Raw genomic sequence first — 13,216 nt, 5'->3', positions numbered from 1 at the left:
TTGTAGCTTTAAGTTTTTCTAACTAATTCATAAGCAATGAAAACTAAATTAATTCTTCCGGCGGCCAGCATTTTGCTCTTTGCTGCATGCCAGAATAAGAACCACCAAGACACCGAGACGGTAAATGCACGCACCGAATTTTTCGATAAAGCAGGCATGGATACCACGGTAAAACCAGGCGATAATTTTTTCCTGTATGCCAATGGCAAATGGATTAAAAATACCGAAATCCCTAAAACAGAAACGGGCTGGGGTTCTTTTTATACTTTGTATAATGATAACCTCAAAAACCTGGATAAGATTCTCGAAAGTGCTTCAAAAGCAGATGCATCCAAAGGAAGCGCCGAACAAAAGGTTGGCGATTTCTATGCCAGTGGAATGGATACATTAACGATTGAGAAACTGGGCATTGAGCCGATAAAGCCTCTATTGGGTAAAATAGATGGGATTAAAAATGATAAAGATTTAATCAGTTTTATTGCCGATGGTTACAAAAACGGAGAAGGCGATTTATTGGGCTTTAGTGTAGATCCTGACGATAAACTGAGTACTAAAAATGCCTTATCATTTTCGCAGGCCGGTCTTACCCTGCCCGATCGCAGTTATTATTTAGAACAAGATGAGAAGGCAAAGAAAATAAGAACAGAGTATATTAAATACATTACTAAAATTTTCAACCTTGCAGGCGATTCGGTAAATGCAGCAAAATATGCCGACAACATCTTAAAGTTGGAAACCGCTATCGCAGAATCGCATTCAACACCTGTTCAACTGCGCGATCCACAGAAGAACTATAACAAAATGACGGTGGCCGATTTTCAGAAACAGACGCCAAATATCGAATGGAAATCTGTACTGAGCAAATTAGGCGCAAGTACCGATACCGTAATTGTGAGACAGCCTAAATACTATCAGGCTTTATCGGGCCTGGTAAAAAGTCAGCCAATCGACATTTGGAAAGAAAAATTAAAATTTGATGCGTTAAACAGATCAGCCAACTCTTTTACCAAAAAATTCAGAGCGGCTAAATTCGATTTCTTTTCTAAAACACTATTTGGACAACAAGCACCAACTGAAAGGTGGAAAGCTATTGTAAACGCTACAGACCGCAGTTTAGGTGAACTTTTAGGTCAACTGTATGCCGAAAAATACTTCAAACCAGAAGCTAAAGACCGGATGTTAACTTTGGTAAACAATCTACAGAAAGTATATGCAGAGCGGATCCAGAAGGTAGACTGGATGACACCAGAAACCAAAAAGAAAGCTTTAGAAAAACTGAATGCTTTTATCAAAAAAATCGGTTATCCTGACAAATGGAAAAAATATGATGATGTAGAGGTTTCGAAAAATACTTATTATGCCAATCTTCAATCGGCCAATAAACATGCTTATAAAGAAATGATGGATAAGTTGGGCAAAAATGTAGACAAAACAGAATGGGGAATGACCCCACCTACAGTTAACGCCTATTACAATCCATCTTTCAATGAGATTGTTTTTCCTGCCGGAATTTTGCAGTTTCCTTTCTTTGATTTTGCGGCCGATGATGCCATCAACTATGGTGCAATTGGTGCGGTAATCGGTCATGAAATGACCCATGGTTTTGATGATCAGGGCCGCCAGTACGATGCTGTAGGTAACTTAAAAGAATGGTGGACAAAAGCAGATGCAGATAAATTTAAGGCTAAAGCGGGTAAGGTGGAAACATTTTACAACAACTTCACTTTATTGGATAATCAGCACGTTAACGGTTCCTTAACTTTGGGCGAAAACCTGGCCGATATCGGAGGCTTAAATATCGCTTACGATGCCTTTAAATTAACCGAGCAGGGAAAAGGCGACAAAAAGGTTGATGGCTTTACGCCAGATCAGCGTTTCTTTTTAAGCTTTGCCCAGGTTTGGAGAATCAAAGACAGAGACGAAAGCATGCGCGTAAGATTAAAAACAGATCCACATAGTCCGGAAATGTTCCGTGTAAATGGCCCTGTATATAATATGGAAGCATTTTACAAAGCATTTAATATTCCTACAACCGCAAAAATGTATGTTGCGCCCGCAAGCCGTTTAGGTGTGTGGTAGCATAGCATTATTTTGAGTGCAATTTGAAAGAAGCCCATTTCAGCTCATGAGATGGGCTCCTTTATTGGTTTAAAACAAAAGCAGAAATATTTTGTCTTAATCTTATTAACTAATAACTGCATGAACGTAAAACGCACTTTTGGAACCGTATTAACAATACTAGGTATAATTGGATTAATATACGCTGGCTATGGCTTTGTAAACCACAACCAAAATACAAGGGGATTGATGGTTTACGGAATTATCGGACTGATATTCTTCGTATCAGGTATTGGCCTGGTGAAGAATACGAAAGATGAAAGTTAAAGAGTATATTTTAAGTGTTTAGAAATACCATTTTCAATTTCGTAAACTTCATCAGCGATATTAACAGTACTTTTTTTATGAGTAACCAACAGAATGCCCATGTATTCTTTTAGTTTTATAAGTAATTGCAGAATGAAGCTCTCTGTTTTTGGATCTAAGGCCACAGTAGCTTTCTCTAATAAAAGAAGTTGTAGTTTAGTAAATTAAAGCTCTAAGCAAGAACAAATTCTGCTGTTATTGCAATTTTAAAAGTTGCACCAGATTTTAGTTTAGTATTGTTTAATATTAAACCTATTTGCAGGCATAAACTGACTACAAAATTTTTAAGTAATAGCCAAACAGGAATGAATGCAAAACCAATCCACGCATATTTTTCTTGAAAATCAAAGAGTTCGTCTATTCTAGGATTATCCAATTGGCTTCGAAAGGAATTGTAGAATATATCGTGAGTAATTAATTTTTTTGTGAATATATAACTTACTATAGTTATCGTACTTGTTAAAGTTAGATATAAAACCAAATTCATATTTTTAATCTGCATATCTTACTGGTGGTTCCCTATAAAATATAACAAACAAAAGGACATCAGACCCGTTAGTAATAAAGTTAAGACAAATAGTAATTTATTTTTTTCATTTTGAATTGTTTTTAATTGCATCAATAAATATGGAGATAATTGCTATAGCAAGAAGATAATTGTAGTAGACAGATGTTAGAGGTATTATTTTTGTAATTAAATATATTCCAATAGCAACTAGTGCTATTATATTATATACTGATATTCTCATTTTATATTTCATTTGAAAAAAAAATGACACTAATCGAAACTGTCATTTTTTTTTGGTTTTACATTACCACCAACCATTTCCTGTGCCCAAAGCATTTGCCAAGCATCCTACTCCAATGGCAACACCCCATCCTCCAGTTAGAAAACTTGTTGTAACTATTCCCACGATATCCGCAGCAGCAAAAGCAGCACATGCGCCATTAATCGCATTACCAACAGAGCCACCATGAATGGTCTGCGTATTATTTAATTCAATTTTTTTCATGTTAAAGTATTTTTTTTAAAACCATGAGCCAGTAGATGCTCCATACCCAATTAATCCACCACAGGCAACTGCAGCAGCATGCACCCCAATAACCGCACCTGTACCTGCTGTCCCATAAATAAAAGCACCAGCCAATATTAGAGTGCCCGCACAAGCTGCCCCCGTCCAAAATGCATCTTTTCCCCCCAGTACATTTTCCAATTGCACTAATTCTAATTTTTTCATTTGTTTAAATTTTAAGTTAAAAAGTTATTTACTTTCATTACTCGCGAAGCAATAACTAAAGATATAGTATGTAAGTCGGTATTCCTAACCGCTATTTGTTTAAATTATAGAAAGCATGATTAGGGTAGTGTAGGGGATTATAGATGGGTTTTTAACTAAGTATTTGTATTTAGTAATTATAGATGCTTAAGGTAATAATTAACTTTTTAATCTGATTTATACTTATTTGGACATGATAACCAATAGGCTGTCATACCAAAGTACTCTTTTAAGCTCTTAAATAAATGGATAACAATAAGAGCCATAGAATAAATAAAAGAATCAGGATTGCAAGAGCAGCATAGGGCTATAGCCAAGAATACATGGCACGAAAGTTAGAAATCTCACAGAATGTTTATTCGATAAATGAAAGGAATATGAAAGATATACCTTTGGAAAGAGTGATCCAGATTTGTGAGATTTTGAATATACCTTTTGAAGAGTTATTGAATGATTAAGTTAGCCCTTCCTCCTAACTTTTTTGATAATAGAAAAAGCACAACAGCTGTGTCGATTGTCAAGTCAAGATAAACCTGTCTTTAAAATTTTCGGCCTTGGCAACTTCTAAAATAACAACAATCATTTTTGCTTCTTTTTATGTTTAATGACCTGATATTGGCCAAAGGCAACCAGACAGCCAGCTAAAATGATAATTCCTGCAGATAATATATTTTTAGGATTTTGATTAATGTAATATGCTGCCGCTAAAACTAAAATGGCTGCTGCGATACCGATAATGTAGTGATGTATTAGTCCCGTTTTCATGGCACAAATATTCTTAAATAATTTGAGATTGATGTCGTAGAAGATTAATCTTTTAAACTGATCCTGTTATCCGCAAATTTCAGCTGATGGCCAATAAAATCAATATCTGTCAATTCTTTAATCCTTTTAAAGGCACTGTGATTATCATCCAAAGTTAAACGGTTAATTTTATCCTGTTTAACAGAAACGATATCTGCAAATAGAAAATCTCCCCTTGCGTTTATTTTAAGCTGTAGCAACGGAGCGATGCCATTATTTCCCTTTAAACTGAACATGCCATAGGTGCAAAAATTACCCAGACTGTAAGCAATGAATTTATTTTTATATACTTCAACCGCACGGGTTACATGTGGACCATGGCCCAATACCACATCCGCGCCGGCATCAATCACCGCATGGGCAAAAGCATAAACGTTTCCTCTGTTCTCTTTATAGAAGATCTCATTTTTGCGGGGAACATGTTCAAATCTAGCCCCCTCACCACCGCCATGAAAGGAAACGATTACAATATCGGCCATCGATTTTAACCGGGCCACCAAAGCTTTTGCACTGTCGACCTTATTGATCGATACCGTATTCTCATTCGGCGCAAAAGCACAGAAGGCATATTTGATGCTGTCTTTTTCAAATATCTCGAAAGGTTTGTTTACCTGTCCGGCGTAATGGATCTGTAAGGAATCCAAAATCCTGGCGGTGTTTTTTCGTCCTTTGGCATCAAAATCCCCAACGTGGTTGTTCGCTATGCTTAAAACATTAAAGCCTGCGTTTTTGTAAATTCCGGCATAACGCTCCGGCATTCTAAAGGCATAACAGTTGTTCGGGTTAATGCCATTACATTTGTTAGAATTGCCCGAGTTGAGGAAACAGCCTTCCAGGTTTCCAAAAACAATATCTCCTTTTAACAGACTATCTACCGCTTCGAAACTATTTATCGCATCATCAGGTGGCAGATTGGTTTTTGAGGGGAATGCCGAGCCCAACATGATATCACCCACAGCAGTGATGGATATGGTATCTTTTATTTTTCTGATCACGGTATCCTGTTTGGCAGCCGGGGTGGTAATCTGGGCATTGTTACTGGTGCAGCTAATCAAAATAATTAGTGCAAGAGCGGATATCATTAGTGTATTGATGAACTTCATTATTGATTTAAGCGGTATAAAAAAATCCTCCAAAATTTCTTTAGGAGGATTGTGTATGTTTTTAACTGTTAACTGAAAATCGTCAACTGTATACTGTCTATTCTACTTCAAATTCTTTCTTAAACGATTCTAAAACACGCCCGCCTTTATAAAAGTAACGGCTATAATAAGGTTCGTTCAGGTTACTGATAACCACACCACGAGAACTCGATGCGTGTGCAAATCTGTTATCGCCAAGGTAAATACCAACGTGAGAAATACTTCTGCTTTTAATCTTGAAGAAAACCAAATCACCCTCTTTTAAATCTTCTTTAGATAATGGATCTACCATGCTGAAAATATCACGTGAATTTCTTCTGATGGTAGTGTTGAAAACTTTGTCGTAAATCGCTTTAGTAAAAGCCGAGCAATCGATGCCTCTTTTGCTGTTTCCACCATAACTATATGGCGTTCCGATCCATTCGTAAATAAACTTATACAGTTTCAAATTCGAAGTTGCATCTACTGCAACACCCATTACCTGCGAGAAATACTGCGATGCAAGGTTGTCGGGATCATTTAGTTCTTTACCAGATTCTTTTGTTTTTGTTTGCGCAAATGCGGTTGAGAGCGTGCAGATAGCGATTAAGGTTGAAAACAAAAATTTTTTAATCATGTTATACAGTTATGTTTGGGTATTCACTTACACATTAACGTACACCACATGGGCTTATTGTTGGTTGTCAAAAGTATTGATTATACAAATGTTATCCAAATGTAATCTTATAAAAAGTGAAAGTTATTAACATTTTTATTTTTTATCCACGTTTTTCCGTTAAAATTTTAATAAAAAATATCTTGTCTTATGGGCAGTTTCATTTTAAGATTCTGATCGATGAATAAAAAAAGCCTTATTTTTTAATTATGTAAATCGGGATTTAAACAAAATTAAATTTTAGAATAAATTGATTCCATATTATGATAAAGGGTATAGATTTAATTATGGGAAATCGCACTTAAACTGGCGAAAGATTGTAAAGCCCGGTTAAGGATTGTATTTAATTGTAAAACAACTGTTAAATCTGATTTTAACCCTTATACTATGATGTTTTTACACTAGAAAGTGCCAAAAATTACAATAAAAAAATTAGATTTGCTGTCGCAAAAAACAAATATCCTAAAATGAGTGCAGTAGAAATAAATAAAGATACTTGGTTAAAGTGGTTTGAGTCGATGTTGCTTATGCGCAAGTTCGAAGAAAAAACTGGCCAGTTATACGGACAACAAAAAATACGTGGCTTTTGTCATTTATACATTGGACAAGAAGCTGTAGTTGCAGGTGCAATATCTGCAATGCAAAAAGGTGATTCAATGATTACAACATACCGTGATCATGCCCATGCCTTAGCTTTAGGAGTTAGTGCCGATAGTATTATGGCAGAAATGTACGGTAAAGCTACAGGTTGCTCTAAAGGTAAAGGTGGTTCGATGCACATGTTTAGTAAAGAGCATAACTTCTATGGTGGTCATGCAATTGTTGGCGGTCAGATTCCATTAGGTGCTGGCGTTGCTTTTGCAGAAAAATATAAAGGAACAGATAATGTTAACATTTGTTATATGGGCGATGGTGCGGTGCGCCAGGGTGCATTAAACGAAACATTTAACATGGCCATGCTTTGGAAATTGCCTGTTGTTTTTGTTTGCGAAAACAATGGTTATGCAATGGGTACCTCAGTACAACGTACTACCAACATGACCGATATCTATAAAATCGGTTTAGGTTTTGATATGCCATGTGCACCAGTTGATGGTATGGATCCGGTTGCAGTTCACAATGCGATGGACGAGGCGATCCAACGTGCACGTAAAGGTGAAGGACCTACTTTCTTAGAAATGAGAACTTACCGTTACCGTGGTCACTCGATGTCTGATCCGGCAAAATACCGTACTAAAGAAGAGTTAGAAGATTATAAAGCAAAAGATCCGGTTGAGCATGCAAGAGAAACTATTCTGAAAGAAAAGTATGCAGATCAGGCCTGGATCGAAGAAGTAGAAGCTAAAGTAAAAGCAACTGTAGATCAGGCAGTGAAATTTGCTGAAGAATCTCCTTTTCCTGATGCATCTGAATTATACAAAGATGTGTATATGCAACAGGACTACCCTTACGTAATGGACTAATATTAATAAGATTTCAATTAATTAGATATAATGGCTGATGTAATTAAAATGCCCAAAATGAGCGACACCATGACCGAAGGGGTTTTGGCGAAGTGGCATAAAAAAGTGGGCGATAAAGTGAAAAGCGGCGATGTTTTAGCAGAAGTAGAAACTGATAAAGCAACAATGGATATGGAATCTTATTGGGATGGCACTATTTTATACATAGGTGTAGAAGAAGGATCAGCTGTTCCTGTTGATGCCATCATGGCCGTTATCGGTAAAGAAGGCGAAGATTATAAAGCTGCTTTGGAAGCTGAAAAAGGTGCAGAAGCACCAAAGGCCGAAAGTGCTGAAGCGCCAAAAGCTGAAGATAAAAAAGAAGAAGCTGCACCTGCACAAGGTGGTGGCTTAAGCGAAGAAGAATTAGCTGCTAAAGGTGTTACGGTTATCCGCATGCCTTTATTAAGTGATACCATGACCGAAGGCGTAATTGCCGAGTGGCATAAAAAAGTTGGCGATAAAGTAAAGGATGATGATGTTCTTGCTGATGTAGAAACCGATAAGGCAACTATGGAAGTAATGGGTTATGCAACCGGAACTTTATTACACATTGGTGTTGAAAAAGGCGCTGCTGCAAAAGTAAACGGAATTATCGCTATTGTTGGTCCGGAAGGAACAGATGTTAGCGGAATTTTGGCTGGCGGTTCTGCCCCGGCTCCAAAAGCAGAAAGTGCTGAAGCACCTAAAGAAGAAAAACAAGCTACCACCGCTGATGCAAGTGCATCTGCTCCGGTTGCAGAAAGTTCGTCGGATAGCCGTGTTAAAGCTTCACCTTTAGCGAAGAAAATTGCGAAAGATAAAGGCATTGATTTAGCACAGGTTGCAGGTAGTGCAGAAGGTGGCCGTATCATTAAAAAAGATATCGAAAACTTTAAACCATCTGCTGCTCCGGCTAAAGCAGAATCGGCTTCAGCTCCGGCTGCTGAGAAAGCTGCTGCTCCGGCACCGGTTATTCCTCAATATGTTGGTGAAGTTAAATTTACTGAAGCTCCGGTTTCGCAGATGCGTAAAGTAATTGCAAAACGTTTAGCAGAAAGTTTGTTTACCGCTCCACATTTCTATTTAACCATCAGTATCGATATGGACAACGCAATGGCTGCCCGTACAGCGATTAATGCAGTTGCTCCGGTTAAAGTTTCTTTCAACGATATCGTAATTAAGGCGGTTGCTGTTGCATTGAAAAAACACCCGGCTGTTAATTCATCATGGGGTGGAGATAAAATCAGATTTAACGAACATACCAACATTGGTGTAGCTATGGCTGTTGAAGATGGTTTATTGGTTCCGGTAGTACGTTTTGCTGATGGTAAATCTTTATCTCACATCTCTGCAGAAGTAAAAGATTTCGGTGGTAAAGCAAAAGCTAAGAAATTACAACCAGCAGACTGGGAAGGTTCTACTTTCACGGTTTCTAACCTGGGTATGTTTGGTATTGATGAGTTTACTTCAATTATCAACTCACCTGATGGTGCAATTTTATCAGTAGGTGCCATTCAACAGGTTCCTGTGGTTAAAAACGGCGCGGTTGTTCCTGGAAACGTAATGAAATTAACATTAGGTTGCGATCACCGTGTGGTTGATGGTGCAACCGGAGCACAGTTCTTACAAACGTTAAAAGGTTTGTTAGAAGAGCCAATCAGGTTATTAGCATAATCAGTTAGCAATATTCAGTTTTCAGTTATACTGATCAATATAATTAAAGCCATCCTTTCAGGATGGCTTTTTTGCGTTATTGACTAATATTTATATATTGTATTGATTACCAAATTAATAAATGAAATCGCTCAGAACAATTCAACAAGCTCATAAAATGTTTGATACTGCTGGCAGTAGCCCTTTATTGGTTACCTGTAATGATTTTAAAGACTGGGTGTGTAAGTACGATAAATTTCCTCAATATCTGTTAAATGAATTACTTTCTTCCGAATTTGGAAAGCTTTGCCATATCAACATTCCGGAAACAGCATTTATAACTGTTGTGGATGAGCATGTTCCTTATGATAAATACCCAACACTTCAACCGTATTTTTTCCGAAAAGAATGTTTTGGTTCATTGTATATCAAAAACACCAAAGAGATCGATTTATCTTTCCTTCCATTATTCAAAGAGAAAAGTTTTAGGGATAAAATACAGCATAAATCAGATTTCCTAAATATTGCGTTATTTGATATATGGTTAGCTAACGAAGACAGAAACCATAATAACAATAATCTTTTACTCCATTATGCCCAAAACAACACTTATACTTTTTATGCGATTGATCATGTAAACATATTTAACAGTAGTTCACTAGATTATGGGTTAAGTCAATTAACAGAGGATGATACCATTATAAATACAGAACTTGCAAAATTGTTATTTTCGAATAACAGGAAATTAGGGGAGCTTATGGATAAGCTAGTTAAAAATTTTTATCTTTGTACAGAAGAATGCGAAGCCAAGCTAGATAGTATACTTGCCCTTGTTCCATATTCTTGGGCGGTAAATACTGTTGATATTAGAATCAAAATTCAACAAACCTTGTTTACAGATGAGTGGAAGAAGCATTGTGTTATGAATTTCAGAACTTTTGTACATTCTTTTATTTTAAGTTAAAATGAAAACATTATTTTCCATATTATATATTCCAATTAACGATACACTTGATGAAAAAGTAAGTATTGGGTTAATAATGTTTGATGGTGAAAGGTGTTTTTTTAAATTTGCCTCAAATAAGCTTCAAGCTGTTAAAGGCCTTTTAGTTAACGAGCGGTATCATATTATAAAAATCTACCTAAAAACATTAGAGAAAGAAATAAATACTACTGTGTATAATACAGATGCGCGATTAAGTTTTGATCTCACAACAAAACCAAACTGGGTTAATGAATCTTATATTGGTTACTTATCTAAATACTCAAATAATCTTGTGCAGTTTTCAGAAACTAAAACTATTGATATTGAGTTAAGTGGTGAAACTTTTAAAAGGGTATTCGAAAAGTATATTTTCCAGTATGATGAATTACCCCTAATTGAAGGAACACAGAATATTTATGATAAAGTAAAAGCAAAACTATACCCTAAAATTAAGGGAAAAGTAAATATAGACAGAACACTTACCGCTGATGATTTTGAAAACTTATTTGCGCCGGTTGAAGTTAATTTTATCGGTATAAACGGCATCCCTGTTGCTGGCCAGGCATTTGATTTTGAAAAGAAACATTATAATCTCGAAAACGATGTAACCAGATTTATTTCTTTAACTAAAGCTTTAGAATTGGAAGGTCAAAAAGATGGTAAATATTTTATCCTGGGAAGAGAGCCATACTTAAACAAAAGCGATAAAAATCATTTAATGTGGACCCAAATCCGGGATTCTGATTTTCTCGAATTTGTTGACATTGATGAGATAGGTATTGTTGAAGAATACATTGATAAAAACCATGTAATCCCATATTTTAAATCGGATAACGATTAATCCAAATTATTATATAATCAGGCTCTCAATCATTGGGAGCCTTTTTTATGCGAAACAATATCAGTACCTGAAATACTAAAAAGTATAAAATTTAGAAAGATCATTTAGCAATTTGAATTTACTATTTTTGGTTAACTCCTTAAACCATACTAAATGAAAAAAATATTTCTTTTTGCAGCCTGTATTACTGCCCTAATTGCCTGTAAGCAAAAAAGCAGCTCGGATAACAGTACCGAAAATAAAGCTTTTGCCGCCATGTGCGAGCAGTACTATCAGGATGGATTAAAACTAAACCCAATTAGTGCTACTTACATTGGCGACGAACGTTATAACGATCTTTTGGCCAATGATGGATCGCAGGCCTATATTAAAGAATATAAAAACTTTAACCAGCGTTATTTGGATAGTTTGGGCAAATACGACCGGGCAAGTCTGGATGCAAACGACAAATTATCTTTCGATTATTTGAAGGATCAACTGGAGATCAATATAGAGGGCTTAAAATACCATTCAGAATACCTGCCATTTAACCAAATGTTCGCTTTGCCTTTAACCATTGGTCAGTTTGGCTCCGGAACAGGGATTCAACCTTTCAAAACCGTTAAAAATTACGAAGACTGGTTAAAGCGTGTGGATGCATTTTCGGTATGGGCGGATACGGCCATCGGCAATTTCAAAAAAGGTGCAGCTACCGGTATTGTATTGCCTAAGGCATTGGTGGTGAAAATGATCCCCCAAATGCAAAGCATGGTTGTGGCTAAACCCGAAGAGAGTTTATTCTATGGCCCTATTAAATTAATGCCAAACAGCTTTTCTGCGGCTGATAAAGATAAGTTAACAGCAGCCTATCGCAACTCCATCACCAATGTGATTATCCCTACCTATAAAAAACTGGATGATTACCTCCAGAACGAATATTTACCAAAAGCCCGAACAACATCTGGTTATTCTGCCATGCCGGGTGGCTTGGCCTGGTATACCTATCTGGTTAAACAACAAACAACCACCAATAAAACACCTGAGGAAATTTATCAAACAGGTTTAAAAGAAGTTGCAAGGATTAAAGGGCAGATGGACAGCATCAAAAACCTGGTTGGTTTTAAGGGCGATTTAAAAGCTTTTTTCGAGTACATGAAAACGGATAAAAAATTTATGCCCTATAAAACACCCGAAGAGGTTTTGGCTGCTTTTGAGAATATCCACCAACGGATGAAGCCTAATCTGAAAAAGATGTTTGATGTTGAGCCTAAAACACCATTCGAAATCCGCCAAACAGAAGCTTTCAGGGCAGCATCGGCCAGTGCAGAGTATAATCAGGGCTCGGCAGACGGATCGCGTCCAGGAATCTTTTATGTACCTATTTTAGATGCCAAAACATTTAACATCACTTCAGGCATGGAATCACTCTTTCTTCATGAAGCCATCCCTGGTCACCATTACCAGATTTCTTTAACACAGGAAAATAAATCATTGCCCAACTTCCGCCGTTTTGGCGGGCATAACGCTTATGTAGAAGGTTGGGCATTGTACTGCGAATCGCTTGGCAAAGAATTGGGCTTATATCAAGATCCTTATCAGCATATGGGCGCCTTGGGCGATGAAATGCACAGGGCAATACGCCTGGTGGTTGACGTAGCTATTCACACTAAAAATATGAGTAGAGAAGAAGCCATAAAATACATGACAGATAATGAAGCCATCAGCATTGAAGGTGCCACAGCAGAAATTGAACGTTATATGGGCATCCCTGCGCAGGCTTTGGGTTACAAGACTGGCGCCATGAAAATAAGGGAACTCAGAACAAAATATGAAAAAGAATTAGGGCCTAAATTTAAACTCGCGGCTTTTCATACAGAAGTTTTAAAAGATGGTTCTTTACCCTTATCGGTTTTCGAAAATAAAATGGATGCCTGGGCCATTGGACAGAAATAAATCTCTGGAAATAATTATA

Annotated in this window: 13 protein-coding genes and 1 pseudogene; 8 read left to right on the top strand and 6 right to left on the bottom strand. The window is 36.8% G+C overall.

The genetic code is table 11. The annotated features are described in order from the left end of the window. The first annotated feature begins 36 nt into the window (after positions 1-36). Complete coding sequence (locus R2S57_RS09570; RefSeq protein ID WP_316844825.1) at positions 37-2,079, top strand: M13 family metallopeptidase; 2,043 nt, start codon at positions 37-39, stop codon at positions 2,077-2,079. 120 nt (positions 2,080-2,199) lie between these two features. Continuing rightward, positions 2,200-2,385 carry a hypothetical protein gene (locus tag R2S57_RS09565; RefSeq protein WP_316844824.1) on the top strand — a complete coding sequence of 62 codons (186 nt, stop codon included), beginning with the start codon at positions 2,200-2,202 and terminating at the stop codon, positions 2,383-2,385. A 211-nt stretch (positions 2,386-2,596) separates the two neighbouring features. Here R2S57_RS09565 and R2S57_RS09560 read toward each other — a convergent pair whose 3' ends face one another. The 3 genes from R2S57_RS09560 to R2S57_RS09550 all read right to left on the bottom strand — a co-directional run bounded on the left by R2S57_RS09560 (position 2,597) and on the right by R2S57_RS09550 (position 3,662). After that, complete coding sequence (locus R2S57_RS09560) at positions 2,597-2,911, bottom strand: hypothetical protein (protein ID WP_316844823.1); 315 nt, start codon at positions 2,909-2,911, stop codon at positions 2,597-2,599. A gap of 325 nt (positions 2,912-3,236) precedes the next feature. Beyond that, entirely contained in the window at positions 3,237-3,437 is a 201-nt protein-coding gene (locus tag R2S57_RS09555) for a hypothetical protein (protein WP_316844822.1), read from the bottom strand. A 15-nt stretch (positions 3,438-3,452) separates the two neighbouring features. Then, on the bottom strand, positions 3,453-3,662 hold the full coding sequence (locus R2S57_RS09550; protein ID WP_316844821.1) for a hypothetical protein: 210 nt from the start codon (positions 3,660-3,662) through the stop codon (positions 3,453-3,455). Positions 3,663-4,018: 356 nt separating this feature from the next. Here R2S57_RS09550 and R2S57_RS30505 point away from each other — a divergent pair. After that, a pseudogene (locus R2S57_RS30505) lies at positions 4,019-4,159 on the top strand (helix-turn-helix domain-containing protein); the annotation flags it as partial. 121 nt (positions 4,160-4,280) lie between these two features. Here R2S57_RS30505 and R2S57_RS09545 read toward each other — a convergent pair. The 3 genes from R2S57_RS09545 to R2S57_RS09535 all read right to left on the bottom strand — a co-directional run bounded on the left by R2S57_RS09545 (position 4,281) and on the right by R2S57_RS09535 (position 6,263). After that, positions 4,281-4,466: a hypothetical protein gene (locus R2S57_RS09545; protein ID WP_316844820.1), complete on the bottom strand. Its 186-nt coding sequence runs from the start codon at positions 4,464-4,466 to the stop codon at positions 4,281-4,283. A 44-nt stretch (positions 4,467-4,510) separates the two neighbouring features. Further along, positions 4,511-5,608 carry a CapA family protein gene (locus R2S57_RS09540; RefSeq protein WP_316844819.1) on the bottom strand — a complete coding sequence of 366 codons (1,098 nt, stop codon included), beginning with the start codon at positions 5,606-5,608 and terminating at the stop codon, positions 4,511-4,513. 97 nt (positions 5,609-5,705) lie between these two features. Continuing rightward, on the bottom strand, positions 5,706-6,263 hold the full coding sequence (locus R2S57_RS09535) for a C40 family peptidase (protein ID WP_316844818.1): 558 nt from the start codon (positions 6,261-6,263) through the stop codon (positions 5,706-5,708). Positions 6,264-6,769: 506 nt separating this feature from the next. Between R2S57_RS09535 and pdhA the strand changes: the two genes are divergently transcribed. The 5 genes from pdhA (at position 6,770) to R2S57_RS09510 (ending at position 13,197) form a co-directional block, all read left to right on the top strand. Then, positions 6,770-7,765, top strand: a complete 996-nt coding sequence (gene pdhA, locus R2S57_RS09530; RefSeq protein WP_316844817.1) for a pyruvate dehydrogenase (acetyl-transferring) E1 component subunit alpha — start codon at positions 6,770-6,772, stop codon at positions 7,763-7,765. Positions 7,766-7,795: 30 nt separating this feature from the next. Then, the gene (locus tag R2S57_RS09525) at positions 7,796-9,460 is read left to right on the top strand and encodes a pyruvate dehydrogenase complex dihydrolipoamide acetyltransferase (protein ID WP_316844816.1); all 1,665 of its coding nucleotides are present in this window, start codon (positions 7,796-7,798) and stop codon (positions 9,458-9,460) included. Positions 9,461-9,581: 121 nt separating this feature from the next. Continuing rightward, complete coding sequence (locus R2S57_RS09520; protein WP_316844815.1) at positions 9,582-10,403, top strand: HipA family kinase; 822 nt, start codon at positions 9,582-9,584, stop codon at positions 10,401-10,403. Position 10,404: 1 nt separating this feature from the next. Further along, positions 10,405-11,265: a hypothetical protein gene (locus R2S57_RS09515; RefSeq protein WP_316844814.1), complete on the top strand. Its 861-nt coding sequence runs from the start codon at positions 10,405-10,407 to the stop codon at positions 11,263-11,265. Between the two features lie 153 nt (positions 11,266-11,418). Beyond that, complete coding sequence (locus R2S57_RS09510) at positions 11,419-13,197, top strand: DUF885 domain-containing protein (protein ID WP_316844813.1); 1,779 nt, start codon at positions 11,419-11,421, stop codon at positions 13,195-13,197. Positions 13,198-13,216 lie beyond the last annotated feature (19 nt).

It is taken from the genome of Pedobacter psychrodurus (assembly GCF_032678585.1).
Taxonomy (GTDB): Bacteria; Bacteroidota; Bacteroidia; order Sphingobacteriales; family Sphingobacteriaceae; genus Pedobacter; species Pedobacter psychrodurus_A.
The sequence above is the reverse complement of the archived record's forward strand: the minus strand, read 5'-3'. Positions and strand labels throughout refer to the sequence as shown.

Excerpts from the sequence above, each read along its gene's own strand:
- R2S57_RS09565 (WP_316844824.1), top strand. The coding sequence starts at position 2,200 with ATGAACGTAAAACGCACTTTTGGAACCGTATTAACAATACTAGGTATA.
- R2S57_RS09550 (WP_316844821.1), bottom strand. The coding sequence starts at position 3,662 with ATGAAAAAATTAGAATTAGTGCAATTGGAAAATGTACTGGGGGGAAAA.
- R2S57_RS09535 (WP_316844818.1), bottom strand. The coding sequence starts at position 6,263 with ATGATTAAAAAATTTTTGTTTTCAACCTTAATCGCTATCTGCACGCTC.
- R2S57_RS09510 (WP_316844813.1), top strand. The coding sequence starts at position 11,419 with ATGAAAAAAATATTTCTTTTTGCAGCCTGTATTACTGCCCTAATTGCC.
- R2S57_RS09545 (WP_316844820.1), bottom strand. The coding sequence starts at position 4,466 with ATGAAAACGGGACTAATACATCACTACATTATCGGTATCGCAGCAGCC.
- R2S57_RS09540 (WP_316844819.1), bottom strand. The coding sequence starts at position 5,608 with ATGAAGTTCATCAATACACTAATGATATCCGCTCTTGCACTAATTATT.
- R2S57_RS09525 (WP_316844816.1), top strand. The coding sequence starts at position 7,796 with ATGGCTGATGTAATTAAAATGCCCAAAATGAGCGACACCATGACCGAA.
- R2S57_RS09515 (WP_316844814.1), top strand. The coding sequence starts at position 10,405 with ATGAAAACATTATTTTCCATATTATATATTCCAATTAACGATACACTT.
- R2S57_RS09520 (WP_316844815.1), top strand. The coding sequence starts at position 9,582 with ATGAAATCGCTCAGAACAATTCAACAAGCTCATAAAATGTTTGATACT.
- pdhA (WP_316844817.1), top strand. The coding sequence starts at position 6,770 with ATGAGTGCAGTAGAAATAAATAAAGATACTTGGTTAAAGTGGTTTGAG.
- R2S57_RS09555 (WP_316844822.1), bottom strand. The coding sequence starts at position 3,437 with ATGAAAAAAATTGAATTAAATAATACGCAGACCATTCATGGTGGCTCT.
- R2S57_RS09570 (WP_316844825.1), top strand. The coding sequence starts at position 37 with ATGAAAACTAAATTAATTCTTCCGGCGGCCAGCATTTTGCTCTTTGCT.
- R2S57_RS09560 (WP_316844823.1), bottom strand. The coding sequence starts at position 2,911 with ATGAATTTGGTTTTATATCTAACTTTAACAAGTACGATAACTATAGTA.